This window comes from Alcaligenes sp. DN25 (assembly GCF_023674485.1).
Taxonomy (GTDB): domain Bacteria; phylum Pseudomonadota; class Gammaproteobacteria; order Burkholderiales; family Burkholderiaceae_B; genus Alcaligenes; species Alcaligenes phenolicus.
On sequence record NZ_CP098408.1, the window covers coordinates 3,263,358 to 3,284,079 of the forward strand.

17 protein-coding genes are annotated in these 20,722 nt (G+C 58.0%); 5 read left to right on the forward strand and 12 right to left on the reverse strand.

Annotated features, from left to right (window positions below; all coding sequences use genetic code 11):
• Positions 1-84: 84 nt before the first annotated feature.
• Complete coding sequence (locus tag NBV64_RS15160) at positions 85-1,689, reverse strand: phospholipase D family protein (protein WP_274984784.1); 1,605 nt, start codon at positions 1,687-1,689, stop codon at positions 85-87.
• 154 nt (positions 1,690-1,843) lie between these two features.
• Between NBV64_RS15160 and NBV64_RS15165 the strand changes: the two genes are divergently transcribed.
• Positions 1,844-2,767 carry an EamA family transporter gene (locus tag NBV64_RS15165; protein ID WP_250756060.1) on the forward strand — a complete coding sequence of 308 codons (924 nt, stop codon included), beginning with the start codon at positions 1,844-1,846 and terminating at the stop codon, positions 2,765-2,767.
• 3 nt (positions 2,768-2,770) lie between these two features.
• Here the strand turns inward: NBV64_RS15165 and NBV64_RS15170 are convergent, their stop codons facing one another.
• From NBV64_RS15170 to NBV64_RS15220, 11 genes are all read right to left on the reverse strand, one after another.
• Complete coding sequence (locus NBV64_RS15170) at positions 2,771-4,255, reverse strand: NAD(P)H-hydrate dehydratase (protein WP_250756061.1); 1,485 nt, start codon at positions 4,253-4,255, stop codon at positions 2,771-2,773.
• 188 nt (positions 4,256-4,443) lie between these two features.
• Positions 4,444-5,466, reverse strand: coding sequence for an XdhC family protein (locus NBV64_RS15175; RefSeq protein WP_250756062.1), 1,023 nt, complete (start codon positions 5,464-5,466; stop codon positions 4,444-4,446).
• Positions 5,467-5,490: 24 nt separating this feature from the next.
• On the reverse strand, positions 5,491-7,167 hold the full coding sequence (locus NBV64_RS15180; RefSeq protein WP_250757253.1) for a TRAP transporter large permease: 1,677 nt from the start codon (positions 7,165-7,167) through the stop codon (positions 5,491-5,493).
• Positions 7,168-7,178: 11 nt separating this feature from the next.
• The gene (locus tag NBV64_RS15185) at positions 7,179-7,787 is read right to left on the reverse strand and encodes a TRAP transporter small permease subunit (RefSeq protein WP_250756063.1); all 609 of its coding nucleotides are present in this window, start codon (positions 7,785-7,787) and stop codon (positions 7,179-7,181) included.
• Between the two features lie 38 nt (positions 7,788-7,825).
• Positions 7,826-8,587, reverse strand: a complete 762-nt coding sequence (locus NBV64_RS15190) for an ABC transporter permease (RefSeq protein ID WP_009464034.1) — start codon at positions 8,585-8,587, stop codon at positions 7,826-7,828.
• Complete coding sequence (locus tag NBV64_RS15195) at positions 8,580-9,359, reverse strand: ABC transporter ATP-binding protein (RefSeq protein ID WP_009464036.1); 780 nt, start codon at positions 9,357-9,359, stop codon at positions 8,580-8,582. The genes NBV64_RS15190 and NBV64_RS15195 overlap by 8 nt, the downstream gene beginning before the upstream one ends.
• A complete protein-coding gene (locus NBV64_RS15200) occupies positions 9,359-10,378 on the reverse strand; it encodes an ABC transporter substrate-binding protein (protein WP_137431454.1) in 1,020 nt (339 codons plus the stop codon). The genes NBV64_RS15195 and NBV64_RS15200 overlap by 1 nt, the downstream gene beginning before the upstream one ends.
• A gap of 44 nt (positions 10,379-10,422) precedes the next feature.
• Entirely contained in the window at positions 10,423-11,610 is a 1,188-nt protein-coding gene (locus tag NBV64_RS15205) for a xanthine dehydrogenase family Fe-S subunit (protein ID WP_250756064.1), read from the reverse strand.
• A gap of 3 nt (positions 11,611-11,613) precedes the next feature.
• Positions 11,614-12,450 (reverse strand): FAD binding domain-containing protein, encoded by an 837-nt coding sequence (locus tag NBV64_RS15210; protein WP_009464042.1) that lies wholly within the window; start codon positions 12,448-12,450, stop codon positions 11,614-11,616.
• Positions 12,447-14,849: a xanthine dehydrogenase family protein molybdopterin-binding subunit gene (locus tag NBV64_RS15215; protein WP_250756065.1), complete on the reverse strand. Its 2,403-nt coding sequence runs from the start codon at positions 14,847-14,849 to the stop codon at positions 12,447-12,449. Before NBV64_RS15215 ends, NBV64_RS15210 begins: the two co-directional genes overlap by 4 nt.
• 24 nt (positions 14,850-14,873) lie before the next feature.
• Positions 14,874-15,971: a TRAP transporter substrate-binding protein gene (locus tag NBV64_RS15220; RefSeq protein ID WP_009460856.1), complete on the reverse strand. Its 1,098-nt coding sequence runs from the start codon at positions 15,969-15,971 to the stop codon at positions 14,874-14,876.
• Positions 15,972-16,353: 382 nt separating this feature from the next.
• On the opposite strand from NBV64_RS15220, the gene NBV64_RS15225 reads away from it, so the two are divergent.
• The 4 genes from NBV64_RS15225 (at position 16,354) to NBV64_RS15240 (ending at position 19,865) form a co-directional block, all read left to right on the forward strand.
• On the forward strand, positions 16,354-16,668 hold the full coding sequence (locus NBV64_RS15225) for a non-heme iron oxygenase ferredoxin subunit (protein WP_009460854.1): 315 nt from the start codon (positions 16,354-16,356) through the stop codon (positions 16,666-16,668).
• A 31-nt stretch (positions 16,669-16,699) separates the two neighbouring features.
• Positions 16,700-17,977 carry an NAD(P)/FAD-dependent oxidoreductase gene (locus tag NBV64_RS15230; protein ID WP_250756066.1) on the forward strand — a complete coding sequence of 426 codons (1,278 nt, stop codon included), beginning with the start codon at positions 16,700-16,702 and terminating at the stop codon, positions 17,975-17,977.
• 66 nt (positions 17,978-18,043) lie between these two features.
• Positions 18,044-19,333 carry an aromatic ring-hydroxylating dioxygenase subunit alpha gene (locus tag NBV64_RS15235; protein ID WP_035273649.1) on the forward strand — a complete coding sequence of 430 codons (1,290 nt, stop codon included), beginning with the start codon at positions 18,044-18,046 and terminating at the stop codon, positions 19,331-19,333.
• 13 nt (positions 19,334-19,346) lie between these two features.
• Positions 19,347-19,865, forward strand: coding sequence for an aromatic-ring-hydroxylating dioxygenase subunit beta (locus tag NBV64_RS15240; RefSeq protein WP_250756067.1), 519 nt, complete (start codon positions 19,347-19,349; stop codon positions 19,863-19,865).
• The last annotated feature ends 857 nt before the right edge of the window (positions 19,866-20,722 follow it).

The window sequence follows — 20,722 nt, forward strand, 5'->3', positions numbered from 1 at the left end:
ACCAGCAAGCACAAGAAAATGCTCCCAAGGAATCAGCTTGATCCTTGGGGGCATTTCAGATCCACTACCGATAATTGAATCGGCTTAAAGCAGCCACTCGATCGGCAGGATAGACAAGACGCCTACCCCGGCTCGACGCCAGATATTGGCATTCGGCTCGGAGGTGAAAAAGCGCTGGGTGCCGTCTTCGTTCAACTGAATCCACACCAGATCACCGTTTTCATCCAGTTCCACACGATAGCTGCGGTAAGGCAGGACGTCCTCAAAACTCTTGGACAGGGCTTGCGCCATTTCAGGGCTCTCGATAATAAAGCCCAGCTCCGTATTCAAATTGACCGAACGCGGATCGAAATTAAAAGAGCCCACAAACAGGCGCTTACCGTCTACCGCAAAGGTCTTGGCATGCAGAGCCGAACCCGAGCTACCAAAAGGCCCGGAGCCGTGACGCGTAGGCTTGTCCATGGTGGGCCGCAGCTCCAGTAACTGCACCCCAGCTTCCAACAAGGCTTTACGTCGTTTCGCATAGCCTGCATGTACGGCCGTCACGTCCGTTGCAGCCAGGGAATTGGTCAGGATACGGACCTTCATGCCAGGCCGCTTCATCATGTCCTCAAAGGCCCGTACACCTGCAGCGGTAGGCACAAAGTACGAGGACACCAGGTCCACCTGGCTGGTGGGCTTGCCCAGCACATGGTCCATTTGCCAGACCATCAATTGCTCAGGGTTGACCGGGCCCAGGGCCTTGGCCGGATCATCACTGATCATGGTGGTCCGCGCCCACTGGAAATCCAGCTCGCCACGCACCAAATGGCTGACCAGATCCGATTCACGCAGCACCTGCTGGTAATCCTTGGCGCGTGGTTGCGCTTCGGCTTCCTGCAACTTAGCCTGAAACTTCATCAGGGCTTCCGAACCACCCGTTTTGATCAGGCTGTCCACCGGATAGGCCGATTGACTGGCCCAGTAACGGTCAAAATCCTTGGAGACGTCCTGCACCACCGCGCCAATTGCCATCACGTCCAGATCCGCAAACAAGACGTCCTGAGTCGCACCGAAGTACTCATCGCCCACATTGCGCCCACCAATAATGGTGACCTGGTTATCCACGGTAAAAGACTTGTTGTGCATGCGCCGGTTCAGACGGGAAAAGTCCGTCAGAAAACCCAGAGGTTTGGGCCAGCGCAGCACAAAGGGGTTGAACAGCCGTACCTCGACATTGGGGTGAGCGTTCAAAGCGGCCAAGATATCATCCAGCCCGGTGATGCCGTTGTCATCAATCAACAAGCGCACACGCACGCCACGCTCGGCAGCCTGCAATAAAGTGCCCAGCATCAAGGTGCCGGTGGTGTCGCCCCGCCAGATGTAATACTGCACGTCCAGCGTTTTTTGAGCGGCAAAGGCTAACAAGGCACGGGCAGCATAGGCATCATGTGGATCGAACAAAGGATAAATGCCCGACAAGCCAGGATGCTGCTGAACTAAGGGAGCCACTGCCTGGCCAATCATGGTTTCCTTGGCCTGATCCAGCGGCAACGCCTCGCTGTGGCTACGTCCTTCCAGCGAAGGCAGGGCACAGCCTGTCAGGCCGGCCAGCAAGGCCCCACCCGCCATCAAGCTGCGCCAGAAAAAGGACGGTGCTTGTCCCGTAGAACGAGGAATCGTCGGCTTTTTGGCGGGGTCGATTTTCATGAAGGCATCTCTGTGGACATGGACATCGCTCAACATAGTAGCACCGCCCTCGGGACCAGGCCTGAGCATGTTTCGCAATCAATACTTGCAGCAAGTGGCAGGGCGGACAACAATAAAGCATCCACCCATTCTTTAAACTTGAAATAAAAGTAGCATGCCCCCCGCAACATCTCCTGCCTTACTGCCCCGTCACCTTGCCATTATGTTGCTGTTAATGCTGGGCAGCTCCTTCGCCGCCAACCATATCGCGGCCAAAGTGGCGCTGGACCATGGCACCGGGCTGATCATCTCGGTTATCTTTCGCTCGGCCGCGGCCACCCTGGCCTTGAGCATGCTACTGATCTGGCGCAAGCAAGCCCTGTATGTGCCCCGTCAGTATCTGGGCTGGCAACTGATGCTGGGCGGGCTGATCACCATGCAGTGCATGCTGATTTATTCCTCCATTGCCCGTATCCCCGTCGCCTTGGCCTTGCTGGTGGCCAATATGTACCCGATTCTGCTGGCGCTACTGACCTGGATACTGGGCGGGCACAAACCCACGCGCAAAACCTCCATCATCATGATGGCAATTCTGGTCGGCCTCTTGTTGGCGCTGGACGCTCCCAGTCTGATCAAGGGCGCAACGCTGGATGGGCAGTGGGTCCTGGGCGTGGTTTGCAGCCTGCTGACCGCCCTGACCTTTGCGATTGGACTGTGGATTACAGAAAATAAACTGGCGCCCTTGCCCGGCCTGGTACGCAGTTTCTGTACCATCAGCCAAACTTTGGTCTGCCTGATTGCACTTAGCCCTCTGGGACTGCTGCCCGGTGGCTCTTCCCTGCCCCACGACGCTGTAGGCTGGATTGCCCTGTCTCTGGTCTGTGTGCTGTACACCACGGGCTTTGTGACCCTGTTTGTGCTGGCTCCCCGCCTGGACATGACACGCAATGCGCCCTTCATGAATATGGAGCCGGTGGCCTCGCTGATTCTGGGCTGGCTGATTCTGAAACAAACCTTGAACTCCACCCAATTGCTCGGTGGCGCGGTGGTGCTGAGCGGGATTGTGGCATTGGCCTACCAGCGCGCCCCACGCAAGTAAGTCTCAGACCCTGGACAGAAGGCGCTGCCAAACACGGGGCAGCACCTCTATCAAATCCTCCGGGATCAATCCGGGACCAAACTCCAGGGCGGCCTGTGAATGCAGCCAGACAGCCGCCCCCGCCGCTTCAAAGGCAGGCATGCCTTGGGTCAGCAAGCCACAGACCAGACCCGCCAACACATCCCCGCTGCCTCCAGTGGCCAACCACGGCGGGGCGCAGGCATTGATCAAGGCCCGCCCATCGGGCGCGGCAATAACAGTATCTGCTCCCTTCAACACCAGCACGGCACCACATTGCGTAGCAGCCAGTCGCGCCGCTTCCAGACGATCCGGCACTTCCTCAAAAACGCGGGCAAACTCGCCCGCATGAGGGGTCAATACGCACTGCTCATGCAAGGCATCCCATAACTCCTGGGGCTGTGCTGCAAAGCTGCTGATGGCGTCCGCATCCAGAACACAAGGTCGCCCCGTTGCCAGCAAAGCCAAAGTCAGGCGACGGGTTTGCTCGCCCAGTCCCGCACCCGGCCCCACCAGCCAGGCGCGAATGCGCTCGTCCGTGGTCAGAGTGTTATCCAAGGGGGCCACCATGATGCTGTCCAGTGCCCCGGCGTACACCGACCAGACCGAGGGTGGCACAGCCATGCTGACCAGTCCGGCTCCAGCGCGCTGTGCTGCACGAGCCGCCAGACGGCTGGCTCCGGTCATCCGTTCGCCGCCAACCACCAAAGCATGCCCACGCGTGTATTTATGGCTCTGGGCACCCAACTGCGGCAGATGAGCATGCCACAAGGCAGGTTCATTCAACCAGGTATTGGCCTCTTGCAAGGCCGGCGCTGGCATGCCGATTTCGGCCAGCTCCAGCTTGCCGCACAAGGCACGGCCCGGATACAGCACATGGCCCGGCTTGTAGCGCACAAAACTGACTGTCACCGTGGCAGGGGCGACCACACCGCGCACCTGCCCGCTGGCGCCATCCAGGCCCGATGGCACGTCAATGGCACATACAGGAACCTTGGAAGCCGCCAAAGCCTGAATCAAGGCGGCTGTCTCGCCCTCTACATCACGATCCAGGCCTGCTCCCAGCAAACCATCCACCACCACCGAAAAGCGTCGAAAGTCCGGGCACTGACTTTCCCAGCGACCCTGCCATTGCGTTTGCGCCCAGGCGGCCGTACCCTGCCGTACAGACGGGTCCACCAGACTGAACACGGAAACCACCCGCCCCTGCTCGCGCAGAATTTGCGCCGCCACCAAGGCATCCCCGCCGTTATTACCCGGCCCGCACAAGAACAGCACCGCTCCTTGCGGCCAATGGCGCTGCACGGTACGCGCCACCGCACTGGCAGCGGCCTGCATCAATTGCTCGATGGATACCCCGAAAGCCGGAGCGGCTGCATCCATGCTGGCGCACTGTGCCGGACTGTACAGGGCCTGTTTTCCGGGCGCGGCACTCAGGGGCAAAAAACCATATTGGGACACAAAGGGCATGGCAGGCTCACAAAGACAGAAATCAAAACGTCCCTACGCTGCACGGGCTGGTCACCCGCTGGCGGCCTGCTGAAAACAGAAGGCGTCAGGTCCTGGGCGGCCTGGAGACAAAAAAAGAACGGGTCGCCGCCCGTTCTCTTATCTTAGTGCGAAAAGTTTGAATGCAGAACTGTCGCAACAGCCACCACCTAGGCCGACGGCTGTTCTTGTCTATCCTTGACAGAGCCGACGGACAGTTCACGCGGCACATCCACCCCGTTCTTGATCGCGATGATCTCGGCCATGATGCTGACGGCAATCTCTGCCGGGGTCTTGCTGCCTATATACAAACCAATCGGACCTTTGAGCTTGTCGATTTCCTCGGCCGTCAGATCAAAGTGCTCGGCCAGGCGTTCGCGACGGCTCTGGTTATTACGTCGCGAACCAATCGCCCCCACATAAAAGGCACTGCTCTTGAGCGCCTCCAGCAAGGCCATATCATCCAGCTTGGGATCGTGCGTCAGGGCCACAATGGCCGTACGCCGATCCGGCACGCAGGCAATGACCTCATCGTCCGGCATGCCGCTAACTACACGTGCACCCGTCACGCTCCAGCCTTGAATATGCTCGCTGCGCGGATCGCAGACCGTCACATCAAAGCCGTTGAACAAGGCAATGGTCGCCACGTACTCGGACAGTTGCCCACCACCGATCAGCAAGAGCCGATAGGACGGGCCAAAAGTCACCGACAGGCGGTCCTCGCTTAAATGCAAGGCAGCCGGAACACGGGTGGCACTGCCCCAGGCACGGCCAGTTTGCAGATCCACATGACGTTGCACCAGATGGCGCTGCTCCAGCAAGCTCAGCAATTCCGACATTGCTTGCGGGCAGGGATTGAACTCCACCAGCAAACGGATCGTGCCGCCGCAAGGCAGGCCAAAGCGATGCGCCTCATCCGCGCTGACGCCATACGTCAGCATCTGAGGACAGCCATCGCCATGCAGGCGCTTATCCGCCCCTTCGGGTTCGTGATAGGCACGGATCAGATCGTCCTCGATACAACCACCCGAGACCGACCCGACCACCGCCCCACCTTTTTCCAGAGCCATGATGGAACCCTCTGGACGGGGGGACGAACCCCAGGTCTGCACAACCGTAACCAAAATGGCATCACGTCCTTGTGCGCGCCACTCGTGCAACTGGCGCAATACCCTGACATCCAGGCTCTCCATATGTGTCTCCAGTCTTTCCTGTGTTTATTTGAATACCGGCATACCGCCACCCTCGCCCGAATCATCAAACGGATTCAGGTCGGCACCGTATTCGTCCTGCATTTCGATCGTGACTGTATTGGGATCAACTTGGGCGCCCGTTCCCTTGTAATGCGTCACCATGCCGGGGAACAGCAACACCACAGCAATCATAACAATCTGGATGCAGATAAAGGGTACGGAGCCCCAGTAAATGTCGCCTGTGGCCACACCCGGGATCTTCTTCTTGGTCACTTTGTCGATGTAATCATCCTTGGGCGCCACCGAGCGTAAATAAAATAGTGAGAAGCCAAATGGTGGATGCATAAAGGATGTTTGCATATTAACGGCCAAGAGCACGCCAAACCAGATTAAATCGATGCCCATCTTGTCAGCCACCGGCCCCAGCAAAGGCACGATGATGAATGCCAGTTCGAAGAAATCCAGGAAAAAGGCCAGTACAAACACCAGCACACTGACCAGAATCAGGAAGCCGTATTCACCGCCAGGCAGGTCAATCAGCAGGTGCTCCACCCACAAGTCGCCATCCACGCCACGGAAAGTCAGCGAGAAGATGGTGGAACCGATCAGAATGAACATCACGAAGCAGGACAGCTTGGCCGTGGTATCCATAGCTTGCTTGAGCAGATCGGTGCTCAGACGACGACGGCTGACCGCCATCAGAATAGCACCGACTGCGCCCATCGCACCGCCTTCCGTGGGGGTGGCAATACCCAGGAAAATTGTGCCCAGCACCAGAAAGATCAGGCCCAGGGGCGGGATCATCACAAACACCACGCGTTCTGCCAGCACCGACAGCAAGCCCAGCTTCAGCCATTTGTTGATCAGGGCCAGCACGAAAGCCACACCACCAACCAGCAAGATGCAGATAATAACCTTCTCATCTACCGGGCCGTTGGGATCAACCCAAAACTCGTCCAAGATATAACCGGCCACCAGCGAGATCAACAGCAACACGCACAAGGAGCGCGCACCGGAACGGCCATTGGCCTCCGAATAAGTGCGATGTTCGGCAGGAATCGGTGGCACATCCTTGGGACGCAGCACGGCCAGAATCAGGATGTAAAGCAGATAAGCGCCTGTCAGCACCAGACCAGGCACCATGGCACCACGGTACATATCGCCTACCGAACGGCCCAACTGGTCAGCCAGCACAATCAGCACCAGCGACGGCGGAATAATCTGCGACAAGGTGCCTGAAGCGGCAATCACGCCCGTGGCCAGTCTGCGGCTATAACCGTAGCGCAACATGATGGGCAAGGAGATCAGGCCCATGGAGATCACCGAGGCTGACACCACACCTGTGGTTGCAGCCAGCATGGCACCCACAAACACCACGGCAATGGCCAGACCACCAGGCATGGAACCAAACAGCTGACCAATCGTATCGAGCAGGTCTTCTGCCATGCCGGAGCGTTCCAGAATCAGCCCCATGAAGGTAAAGAAGGGAATGGCCAGCAAAGTATCGTTGGCCATGATGCCAAACACACGCAGCGGCAGCGCCTGGAACAGGGACCAGTTGAACAGGCCCATTTCCACACCGATCAGACCGAACACCATACCGTTGGCGGCCAGCGCAAAGGCAACCGGAAAGCCCAGCAGCAAGAAAACAATCAGCGACGCAAACATCACTGGCGCCATATTGGCGACAAATAAATCCATCATGATCTGGTTCAGCCTTTGTGTTGATGCGCTAACTTGGCCTCGGCTTGCCGAGCAATTTCTTCAGCCAGCAGCTCTTCGGGCGATTTTTCCTGCAACTTCTTGTTGGGGTTGGGGCAGGCACCGCGCAAGAAACCAATGCACTTGATCAGGTGCGAGATCCCCTGCAAGGAAATCAGGGCAAAGCCGATGGGAATAATCAATTTGGCAGGCCAGCGAATCAGGCCACCGGAATTAGAAGACACTTCCTGGCTCAGGTAGGAGTCCATGAACACCGGCCAGGACAAGGCCATGATGGCAATACAGGCCGGCAGCATGAACAGCACCACACACGCGGCTTCGATCACAATCTGCTTGCGCTCGGACAGGCGTGAGGCCAGCACATCCACACGCACGTGCTCATTGCGCAAGAAGGTATAGCCGCCCGTCAGCAGGAACAAGGCGCCAAACAAATACCACTGCACCTCCAGCCAGGCATTGGAGCTGGAGTCAAAGAACTTGCGCGCGATGGCGTTATAAGAGCTGATCACGACAACCAGCAAAACCACCCACATGACCACCCGGCCACATAGCTGATTCAGGCTGTCGATCGCCCTGGATAGTTTGAGTAAAGATTGCATCAATCCCCCAGATTTTCTGCGTTGAAGTTAGTTGGAATCTAATGAGACCGAAAACGGGTGGCGCGCTTTTCGACTGCATCCAGCAGGAAGTACAGCGCCAGTCCCATGACGGCCAGAATGAACAGGGCGGAAAACACGCGCACCGTGTCGAACACCCCTTGGGCGCTCATGATCACAAAGCCCAGGCCACGCTGGGAGGACACGAACTCGCCCACAATAGCCCCTACCAAAGCCAGGGACAGAGCCACTTTCAGGCCCGCCATGATCGATGGCAGCGCAGAGGGCAGGCGCACTTTGAAAAACAGGGCAACCGGCCCGCCTTTCAAAACCCGGCCCAGGTCCAGAATGTCGGGCGAGACCGAGCGCAAGCCTTGCACCGTATCCACAATCACGGCAAAGACGGCGATCAGAAAAGCAATGGCCACCTTGGGCTCGTAGCCGGTACCCATCCAGACCACGAACAGCGGTGCCAAAGCCACTTTGGGAATGCTGTTGAAACCCACAATCAGGGGATAGCAAAAACGCTCGAAGAGCGGTGAACCCACGAGGGCGACGGCAATCAGCACGCCGCCTACGGCGGCCAATACAAATCCAGCCAGCGTGATGCCGAGCGTGTATAACGCTTGACCCATGTACCAACCCAGTTCGCCATACAAATCCTCCAGAATCAGCGAGGGGCGCGGCAAAATCACTTCCCGCACCTGACCCAGCCAACAAATTAATTCCCATGCCAACAGCACCACGACGGTAGAGACCACGCCCGCCAACCAGCTGGGCATTGAACGCAAGGCTTTATTCATGGCTGTCTCCTGCACCATCGGCAATGCCGAACAATTGACGGATATGAGCGACATGCCGGCCGAACTCCGGGGTCTCGCGCAAGGACAGCGGGCGCGGACGAGGAAAGTCGATCTTGATCTGCTCCAGAATGCGGCCTGGACGAGACGAGAACACCAGCACGGTATCGCCCAGGAAAACGGCTTCGGCAATGCCGTGCGTCACAAACAAGGTGGTGTTGCCCGTTTTCATCCAGATGCGCTGCAATTCGGCGTTCATGTTGTCGCGCGTCAGTGCATCCAGCGCACCGAAAGGCTCATCCATCAGCAGCAGGCGCGGATCATCCACCAAAGCACGGCAAATGGAGGCCCGCTGGCGCATGCCTCCAGACAACTGGCGTGGATAGCTGTCGGCAAACTGAGACAGGCCGGTCAAGGCCAGCAATTGATCCACCTTGTCCAGATAATCGGCCGTGCGCTTGCCGGCAAACTCCAAAGGCAAAAGAATGTTGTCGCGTATGCTGCGCCACTCCAGCAAGGCATCGCGCTGGAACACCATGCCCACCTGGTCGGGCGGGCCGCTGACGGGTTGCTGGTCTACCGTCAGGGAGCCGCTGCTGATGTTTTCCAGCCCGGCCACGCAACGCAGGAAGGTGCTTTTCCCGCAGCCGCTGGGGCCCAGAATGCTGATGAACTGGCCGGGTTGAATATCGACATTGATGCCGTCCAGCGCCAGCACATCACGCGCGCCCTCAAAGCGCTTGCGCACATCTTGAGAAAGTACCCGCGCCGCCATTACTTCAGCTCCAGACTGCTCAGGGATTGCGGGGTGACCACGCCGGACTGGTAATAGTCCGTGGCCTTCTGACCGGCAGGAATCAGCTCTACCCGTTCCAACGTGGCAACTGTCTTGTCCCAGTCCGCAGGCTGGTTCACGCCAATACTGCCTTGCTCCACAGCCGGGCCAAAGTAGGTTTTAAGAATGTTCAGCTGGTCCAGCAAAATGGCTTTGTCCAAACGCGCATTGGGGCGTTGCGCCACAATCGCATCCACCGCTTCTTGCTCGTGACCGCTGTAAATGTAGTTCCAGGACTTGGCCACCACATTGGAAAAAGTCGCCAGCTCCTGTCCCCGGCTGGCTAGCTTGGCTTCGCTGGTGAACAGGCCAAAGCTGACCATATCCAGGCCGTGCTGGGCGAAAGGAATGGCATTGGAGGCGCGCTGACGCGACACCGAAGCCAGTACAAATGGAATGGTGGAGATCACGGCATCAGCCCGCCCCACCGCATAGGTCGCTGCCTTGCCAGCCGCATCCACACTCAGCAGATCCACATCGCTGCGACGCAAGCCGCCCGCCGCCAGAAACGCATCGACAAAAGGCGCTTCCAGAGAACCGGCGGTATAGGCGATCTTGCGTCCCTTCAAACCCTCCGGCCCGCTAATACCCGAATCCTTGGGCACCAGCACGCCGATATCGCTGGACGTGGCAAAGGTGGCCAGCCCTTTGACTGGCAAGCCTTTGCTGCGTGCAATCACCATGGAGGCCAGCGCTGCCTGGCCCACATCAAAGCGATCACTGCCACCCACGATCTGCACCGCCGTGACAGAACCGTTGCCATCTTCCAGCCGTACATCCAGGCCAGCCTGCTTGAACCAGCCCTTTTCCACGGCCAGATGAAACGGTGCATGGACGGCCCAAGGGGTCCAGTCCAGCTTTACATTCAAGGGCTCGGCTGCCGCCCCCCAGGTGCTCAACAAGAAGGTGGCCCCGATTGCGAGGCGCACACGTCCCCCCAAAGCTTTACGCTCCGTCATCTCCTTACCCCCGTTTTATTTATCGTCTTGCGTCGTCTATGCGCTTATGAGCGCCGGAAAAGTCCCTTGAAGCGGTCCCACAAAATGCTGAAGAACATCTTGACCGGATTGAACTCGGCCACCACCGGCTCTTCGCCTTCGGCCAGCGGTTTTTCCAGGCGCAGGTTCACGTTCTTGCCGAACTCCGCAATCATGCGGCGCACGAAATCCTGAACCAGCCCGGAGCGCGAAAACTGCGCCAGCGGCCCTTGCAGCGAATACACCAGCTCCACTTCCACGCGGCTGCGCGCTTCGCCATCCGGCTTGACCTGAAAGCTGACATCGCCACGGGCACGCGATTGGCTCAAGGAGTCCACGCCCTCACCGCGCAGCACGGCAGCACGGCGTTCGTTATCCTCTTCCAACGTGGCATTACCCTTGAAGGCAGCCGACATGGGGCCAAATTTGATGGCGATCTTGCCCTGTACCGTGGCCCCTTCCTGGGACTCGATAATCGCGCCGGGCAGACAGCCCGCCACTTTGGGCAAATCCTTCATGAAAGCCCAAACCTGATCGGCCGGGAAACGGGCATCAAAACCACCTTGAATAGCCTGGCCCTTGCCCTTGTCGGCACTGCCGGACGCGGCAGGTGCAGCAGCGGCCACCGGAGCGGGCGTCTGCACTTCTTCCTGTACCGCTTCAAAAGTCGTAAAGCCGTTCTGGTTCCAGTCTTGCTGCACGCTCTGCACCACGGCAGCGCGCAAGGCTTCTACCTGGGCATCGGGCTGATCGCGCAGGGCTTGCAGCACGGACAGAATGGCGGCTGTAATGCCTTGATAGCCGGTGCAGCGACAAATATTGCCGGACAACTCAATACGCACACGGGCTTCGTCTGCATCGGGCAAACGCAGCACGATGTCGCGGCTGGTCGCCAACATGCCAGGCGTACAGAAGCCGCATTGCAAGGCGTGTTTTTCCGAGAAAGCCGTACGCAGACGGCTCATGATCGGATCGTCATCGTAGCCTTCCACGGTGGTGACTTCGTGGCCATCACAAGCACCGGCAAAAGTGATGCAGGAGCGCACTGGACGGCCATCCACCAACACCGTACATGCGCCGCACACACCGTGTTCACAGCTCAGGTTGGTGCCGGTCAAACGGCTTTTCTCGCGGATGAAATCACCCAGATGGGTGCGCGGTTCGGCCTCGTGCTTTTGCTGACGGCCGTTAACTTGAATCGAGATTTCTGCCATGTCTTAACCTTTCACACCCAGCGCTTGCTTCAGGCTGCGCTCTACTACCGTACGGAACAGCACCTGATGAGCTTCATCCCGTTGTGCCAGATACGGCTGCAAGGCCGCTGCAATCGTGTCCCCTTCCAGGACGGCGGCCCCTTGTGCAGCCACGTTCACGGCCAGCTCGGGCAAGGAGCGCGGGGCGCCTTCCATGGCTCCAATCACTACGCGCGCCGTGCGCGTGGCCGGGTCGAAATAGCAGGCACAACTGGCATCGGCAAACTCGCCCACTTTGCGGGTAAATTTGTAATAACCCCAACGGGCCGAACCGGACACTTCAGGTACATCCACAGACTCGATGAACTCACCGGCTTCCAGCACCGTGGTGTAGGCAGCCAGCATGAATTCGCTCATGGGAACCGTACGGCTGCCTTGGGTTCCACGCACATTGATGCGTGCGCCCAGGGCGGCACAGGTCAGCACCCAGTCTGCCGCCGGGTCCGCATGGGCCAGGCTGCCACCCAAGGTGCCGCGATTACGCACACCCCGGTAAGCAATGCGGCCTGCCACTTTCTGCATCATGTGGCCGCGCAGCAGTTCGTGAATGCCATCTTCAATCTGGGCGTGAGTCACAGCAGCGCCGATACGCACTTGCCCTTTATTGGCCGTTACCTGTCGCAGCTCGGGCACTGCCGACACATCCAGCACTCGAGCAGGGCGCACCAGACGCAGATTCAACATGGGGCCCAGGGACTGGCTGCCACCCATCAAGCGCACTGCGGAAGGGTCGCTGCCATAAGCGTCCTGGATCTGTTTCAGGCTCTGGGCCTGTTCATACTCAAACTTGGCGGCCTTCATGCCTGAACCTCCGACACGGGCTGTTTATCTTGCTGATTGGCGGGCTGTGCTGCAGCGCGAATGGCGCTTAGCAGTCGATGCGGTGTCACGGGGGTATGTGAGACCTGTGCTCCCGTGGAGCGCAAGGCATTATTGATGGCCGACATGATGGCGGCAGGAGGGGCAATCGCCCCGCCCTCGCCCATGCCCTTGGCACCAAACTCGGTATTGGGCGATGGGCTTTCCATGTGTTCGATATGAATATTGGGCACTTCGCAGGCACCGGGCATGACGTAGTCTGCCAGGGTCGATGCCAGCGGCTGAGCAAACTCGTCGTAGGGCATTTCTTCGTACAAGGCGGTGCCGATCCCCTGGGCAATCCCGCCTATGGTCTGGCCTTCCACAATCATTGGGTTGATCATGATGCCGCAATCTTCCACCACCACGTACTTGAGCACTTCCACCCCGCCAGTCTTTGGATCGACAGCCACCACCACGGCATTGCTGGCGTAGGTGAAGCTGCCGGTATCGACTTTGGGTTTGTAACCTACGGATAGCTCCAGACCTTGCGGGTCCACGTCCTCGGGCAAATGCTGCGGATTGATGTACCAGGCATCCGCCACTTGGGCGATGCTGACCTGGCGCCCCTCGGCGCTGAACATATCGCCTTGATGCTGAATGCTATCCACATCGGCTTTCAGCATATGCGCGGCAATCTTGCGCACGCGCGGCAGCAGCTCTTTACAGGCCTTGGACACCGCACCGCCAGACATCACCAGGGAGCGCGAGGCATACGTGCCGGTAGAGAATGGCGTGCGGCCCGTATCACCGTGCACTACTTTGATCCTGGCCACGGGAATACCCAGAATTTCGCTGGCGATCTGGGCAAACGAGGTTTCCATACCCTGGCCGTGCGAATGCACACCCACACGCACTTCCAGCCCACCGTCCGGGGTCATGCGTACAAAAGCCTGATCAAAACCCGGAATCACCGCAGTGCCCCAACTGGCGAACACGGACGTACCGTGTGCAGACTGCTCGGTATAAGAAGCCACACCCAGACCAATCAGGCGACCATCGGGCTCACCCTTGGCCTGACGAGCCAGCACAGCCTCCACATCCACCGCAGCCAGAGCGCGGCGCAGGCTTTCTGGATAGTTGCCCGAGTCGTAATGCTTGTTGGCCACGTTGACGTAAGGCATTTGCTCGCCTTGCACCAGGTTCATCAAGCGAATTTCCCAGGAGGGCTTACCGACCGCCAGGGCGATCTGATCCATCATCTGTTCAATGGCCAGGCAGACACCCGTACGGGCTACGCCACGGTACGGCATGAAGCCTGGTTTGTTGGTGCCCACACCGCGTGTGCGGCAGCGGTAGCCACGAAAATCGTAAGGACCGGGCAGATTGCCCAGGGCCTGGCCTACTTCCAGCCCCACGGTAAAGGGCCAGACCGAGTAAGCGCCACCATCAATATCAATTTCAGCATCCAGCGCCAGCAGGCGGCCTTCATTGCTGATGTGTGCTTTCAGGCGGTACTGGTGTTCACGGGTATTGGCGCCAGCAATCAAGTGCTCACGGCGGTCTTCCATGAAACGAAAGGGCTTGCGGAAGGTCTTGGCCAACCAGGCCACGCACAGCTCTTCCTGATGCAGCACGCATTTATAACCAAAAGCGCCGCCCACATCGGGGGAAATCACACGAACCTGCGCCTGATCCATACCCAGGAACTGGGCAATGCCAGTGCGGTGCATATGCGGGATCTGACTGCCGCAATACACCACCAGTTGATCGGCCTGGAAATCCCAATAGGCCAGAACGGCCTTGCCTTCCATCGGCAACATGCACTGACGTGACAGGCTGACCGAGTGCTCGATCACGCGATCGGCACGGGCGGCATGCTCTTCAAAGGCCACGTCCGAGCGCAGTGTCACAAACACATTATCCTGCCAGCCTTCATGCAACAGATCACCCTGCGCGGCCAGCGAGGCCGGCACACTGCCGTAGACCGGCAACTCGTCGTACAGCGCTTCAATCTCCTCCAGAACGTCCTCGGCCACGGCGCGGCTTTCACCAAAGGCCATGGCAACCGGCTCGCCCACATAACGCACACTGCCCGAGGCCAGCGGCGGCATGCTGGAGGCCTGATAACTGGGCAAGGTGGAAGCGGCGTAAATATCCAGACAGTCCGGCATATCGGCACGGGTAATAACCTGCGCACGTGCGCTGTCTTCAATACTGATCTGACGGATTCGGGCATGCGCCATGGGGCTGCGCAGGAAGGCGACTTCCTGCAGCCCCGGCATGGTCATGTTTCCGATGAAGTTGCCCCGGCCATTGAGATGGCGCGCATCCTCCTTGCGAAGAATACGCGCACCCACTCCTTGGCCACCCAGGCTTGACGGGTGACTGTGCTGACTCATTTCACTACCTTAAGAATGTGCTGCTTAACTGCGCTTGCCCAACTCGCTGAAGGTGAAGTTGTCCAGGGCACTTTCGGCAACCCGGAACCAACTGGCTTCCTGCTCCTGGAAGGCCTTCCAGCTTGGATAAATCTTGGCAAAATCGGCGTTGCTGTCCGACAGTTCCTTCCACAGTTCCTGGGACTTGTCGTAGGCGGCCTTCATGACGTCCTTGGGGAAGTAACGCAGCTTGGCCCCATCGGCCACCAGCTTGCGCAGAGCGCCGGGGTTCAAGGCATCGTACTTGGCCAGGCTGAGCATGGTCTGCTCATTACAGGCCGTCTCGAATGCCACTTTGAAGTGCGCAGGCAAGGCTTCCCAGGCGTCTTTATTGACCATAGAGGTCAGGGACGCACTACCCTCGAACCAGCCGGGGGAGTAGTAGAAGGGAGCGACTTTGTTCAAGCCCAGTTTTTCGTCGTCGTAAGGGCCAATCCACTCGGCCGCATCAATCGTGCCCTTTTCCAGCGAGGAGTAAATATCGCTAGGAGGAATCTGCTGGGGCACGGCACCCAGTTTGGACAGCACCATGCCGCCGATGCCACCGATACGCATCTTCAGACCTTGCAGGCTGTCCAGGTCCTTGATTTCCTTGCGGAACCAGCCCCCCATCTGCACACCCACGTTACCCGCCACAAAGTTGACGATGTTGTACTGGCTGTACATTTCGCGCAGCAGTTTCAGGCCACCACCAAAGTGCACCCAGGAGTTGTGCTGACGGGCATTCATGCCAAAGGACAAGCCAGTATCAAACGTTACGGCGGTGTTCTTGCCCACAAAAGCGGTACTGAGCACGTGGTTGCATTCGACCGTGCCGTTGCTAATGGCATCCATGTTCTGGGCATAAGGCACCAGCTCGCCACCGGGGAAAGCGCGGATTTCGAACTTGCCTTCGGTCAGTTCGCTGACACGTTTGCACAGCGCTTCGGCCGAACCATAAATGGTGTCCAGGCTTTTGGGCCAGCCGGTAGACATACGCCAGCGCACGGTGGGGCTGTTCTGCGCAATTGCAGGGGCGGCTACGGCTGCCAAACCCGCACCCGCAACCGTTGCCGATTTCAGCAGAAAACTACGACGCTCCATCACTCACCTCTTTGTATTTTTTAATGTATTTACACCCCTTGCTCGATAGGGGTCTGGGTAGTTTGCCCGCCAGTCTGGCTTGCAGCCCCGACAGCAACTGCCCGAACCTTGCCAAACCGTCCCCCCCGAGGGGCCAGACGGACGTTCCAAGCAGTGTCAGCACACTATGAAATTGACATTCACCACTTCGATAATAGTAAGTGTGCTGATTAATTAATTTTTGGTCAAGCAGGGAAACTACTGACGCATGTCCTTGATGAGATAAAGGAAAGCATCATCAATAGCTTAAGCCTCAACTAGCGCAATCCCTTATAAAAACGATATTTGATTTTATAATTTATACAGTATACTGACTAATTGAAAGCACAACCCGGAGACAACTTTGAACTGGATAAAAATTTCCGAAACCGATGCCATCGACAACGAAGAGTCCCTGGCAATCGAGTGGGAAGGCAAGAAACTGGCCCTGCACAAACTGGATGACGAGTTCCACCTGACCGACAACGTCTGTACCCACCAATATGCCCTGCTGTCCGACGGCTATCTGGAGGACGGTTGCGTGGAATGCCCTTTGCATCAGGCCAAGTTCTGTTTGCGCACCGGCAAGGCCATGAACGCCCCTGCCACGGTGGACATCAAGGTCTATCCGCTGCGCATTGAAGGCAACGATATTCTGGCCGACTTCAGTCAGGCCTGAGCTTTTTTCTGCTGACGAGACTTGCAACATCATGGCACACCACACTTCCGTACTGATCATCGGCGCTGGCCAAGCGGCTTCGGTGCTGGCGCGCGAACTGCGCAGCCTGGGCTTTAGCGGCAGCATCACCTTGGTAGGGGATGAAACTCACCTTCCCTACGAGCGTCCGCCCCTGTCCAAAGACGTGCTCAAGTCCAGCGCGACCACTGACAGCGTGTTTTTGCAAAAAGCCGAGTTCTATCAAGAACAGAATATTGAACTCTTGTTGGGCACCAGCGTGCAGTCTCTGGATTGCGCCACACTTCAGGCCAGCCTGAGCAATGGCCAGACCTGGAGCTTTGACCACGCGGTGCTGGCCACAGGCGGCGCGGCCCGCGAACTGGCTCTGCTGCCCGCCAGCCAGGTCAACGCCCTGTATCTGCGCACGCTGGACGATGCCCTGAGCCTGCAAGCCCGTCTGCATCCCGGTTTGCGCGCCCTGGTGATTGGTGGCGGCTTCATGGGTCTGGAACTGGCTTCTACCGCCAGCGAAACCGGCGCACAGGTCACTGTCATTGAAGCGAATGAACGTCTGCTGGCCCGCAACGCCCCTGCGCTGCTGTCGCAATGGTTGCTGGAGCGCTTCGAGTCGCAAGGCATCACCGTGCGCCTGGGTCAGGGTGTGCGTCAGGCCCACTTTGCGGCAGAAAACGAGCACCCCGTTCAGCTGGAACTAAATGATGGCCAGATCCTGAATGGCGATCTGGCCATTGTGGCCGCCGGTCTGAGCGCGAACTCCGCCTTGGCGCGGGCCAGTGGTATCGCGGTAGACGATATGACGGCCGGGATTATTGTGGATCGCCAGGGCCGCACCAGTGTGGCGGGCATTTATGCCGCTGGCGATTGCGCCACCCAGATCTGCCCCGATACCGCCGTGCGCACGCGCACCGAATCCTGGCAGAACGCCAACGAGCAAGCCCGTCAGGTGGCCCACGCCATTGCCGGGCAGGATGCTCCTGCTGCACCTGTCAGTTGGTTCTGGACGGATGTGCTCGGTTGCAACATTCAAATGCTGGGCCAAGGCAGCCCGGATCTGAACTATCAGGTACGCGGCGTCATGGACAGCCAGGGCGATGCCATCAGCTTCATGTTGCTGGCATTTGAAGGCCAGCATTTGCGACACGCAATTGGCGTCAATGCCAGCGCGGATCTACGCGCTTTGCGCAGCGTCATGGAACAGAACTTGCCTGTGGACCCGGCCATCGTGCTGGACCCGGCGACCAAGCTGCGCCAGTACGTGAAAGAAGCGGCTCGTACGGCCCAAGTCTAAGAAAGAGAAGCGGCCTGCGCCGCCTCGTCATCCCGAATCATTAAAGAGTTATCAGAGGAGAACCCCATGTATCAGACGCAAACGGTGATAGGCCAGACGGTCGGGTCCAAAGACCGCCCTGTCGAGGAATGCACCTGGCCCGAGGATGTGCTCAACACCATTCCGGATTGGGTCTACACCAGCAACGACATTTACAACCGCGAGATGGAGCGCATTTTCCACGGTGACACCTGGAACTTTGTGGCCCTGGAAGCGGAAATTCCCGATTCGGGCGACTACAAGCGCTCGTATGTGGGCTCCACCCCAGTAGTCGTGGCGCGTGCGGAAGATGGCAGCATCAACGTGTTTGAAAACCGCTGTGCACACCGTGGTGCCGAGTTTTGCCGCCACAACCAGGGCAACACCAATGAATTTGTGTGCCCGTATCACCAGTGGTCTTACAGCCTGAAGGGTGATCTGCAAGGGATTCCTTTCAAGCGCGGTGCGAATAAAGAAGGCGGCATGCCGCGCAGCTTCAAGAACTCCGAGCATGGTCTGAAAAAGCTGCATGTGACAACGCACAATGGCGTCATTTTTGCATCCTACAGCGACAAGGTCGAGCCTATTACGGAATACCTGACGCCTGAAATTCTGAAGGATTTCGAGGCGGTGTTTCCCGGCAAGAAGCTGAAGATTCTGGGTTACTACCGTAACGAGTTGCCTTGCAACTGGAAGATGTACCACGAGAATCTGAAAGATCCTTACCACGCGACCTTGCTGCACTCTTTCCTGGTGGTATTTGGTCTGCTGGTGGCGGGCAACAAGTCGCAGATGTATGTGGACCCTGTACATGGTCGCCATGGCTATATGGCATCGGCCAAGTCCGAGGACAAGTACGCCGAGGTCAGCGAGGACAACAAGAAGGAAATGCGTTCGTTTGTGGACGATATGCGTTTGCGCGACGAGCGTTTCCTGGACTACATCAAGGAGTTTGATTCTCCCTGGTCGGTCACCATGCAGACAATTTGGCCCAATCTGATTGTTCAGCGCGAGATGAACACCTTGGGTGTGCGTCAGATTGTGCCCAATGGCCCCAACAGTCTGATCATGCAATGGACCATGTTTGGCTATGAGGACGATACCGAGGAGATGACTCGTCACCGTCTGCGTCAGGGCAACCTGATGGGCCCTGCCGGTTTCCTGGGTCTGGAAGACAACGAGGCCATGAAGTTTGTGCAGGAAGGGGTACGTCGTTCCAGCAGCGAGGTGAACATCATCAAGCTGGATGAAAGCAAGCTGGGTACGTCCAATACGCTGATCTCGGAAGCGGCTATTCGCTCCATGTACCAGTACTACCGCCAAGTGATGGATCTGTAAGACGAGCTGACTTATGAAAATGGATTTTTCTTTCAAACCCGCCCAGGTTTCTGTTGAGCGTGCTTTGTCGTTAAAGGCGGAAATTGAGCTTTTCAATGCCGAGTACTGTGCCACTTTGGATCGTGGCAATGTTGAGGACTGGCCCATGTTTTTTGTGGAGGACGCGGTTTACCGGGTCACTTCACGCGAGAACGCGGATCTGAATTTGCCGGTAGGTCTGGTCTATGCCGAAGGGCGCGACATGATGCACGACCGTGCGGTGGCCATTGCCCGCACGCAGATGTATGCCCCGCGCTACATGCTGCATCTGGTCACGGATGTGCGCGTGATCAGCGAGGCTGACAATGGCGATATTGAGGCCGAGGGCAATTTCATGCTGATGCAGACCTTGGTGGAAGGGCCTTCCACGGTGCATCTGGTGGGTAATTATTTCGATACCTTCACGCGTGTGGACGGTCGTTTGATGCTCAAGGAGCGTCAGGTGATTTTTGATACGTCCATCCTGGCGAATGATCTGGTGTTTCCGGTCTAAGTCCGGGGTTTGCTTCTGGTTTCAAAACTGTTTTTTGTGTGCTGTTTCCGAGCCACTTGAGTCAGAAGGTCTTCTGATTCCTTTGAGCACCCTTCTTTGTTGAGGGGTGCTTTTTTTTGCTTATTTATTGGGGCAAAGGGCTGATGCCTAGCGCAACGTCAGAGATATGAGGCTTTAGGGCTGGTAGCGCAGGTTTGGAGGGCATTCAGCTTAGTCAGGATCGGGGATAAAAGGTCTCTGTGAAAACGCCATTCAGTCGGCCTGCTGGGGTGTCCGGGCTGAGCACTTGCCGGTGCTGCGCACCGGTGCCCTTGTCAGGAGATAGCTACGGGCGCATCCTGAACTCACCCGGTACTTGGTCCCCCGGACCAAGTACAAGCGTCGGGTTCAAACAGCAGGATGCTTGCACCCCTACGCTATCTCCTGCCCGCGGCAAGTACTCTGATCCGCCCTGACACCCCAGCAGGCCGACTGAACGGCTCACAATGGCTTTTTATCTACCAATCTCTTACGGACTCTTTGAACAAACAGGGCCTCGTGCCTTGCTCTTCTGTATTTCCTAAGCACCTATCGTTCTGCTCTTCAGCCCCCCCTCCCTTCCGTTCTCCACCCATCCAATCTGGGCCCTTAATTTCATCCCACCTCTGCCAGTGCCGTTTGGGCTTTAACCCGTGTTGCTTGTTTTCTTGTGGGGCCCGGGTACGGCTTGGCGGGCGAGTCAGGGCTCTTGCCGCAGGCAGAGTGCTGGGGCGGGATGCAAGGGTCGTGCTGTTTGAGGAGCACGCTTGCGGTTTGTCCGGGGGACAAACCGCGCTCCGAGTTCACGACCCGCCCGCCCCAGCACTCTGACAAGGGTA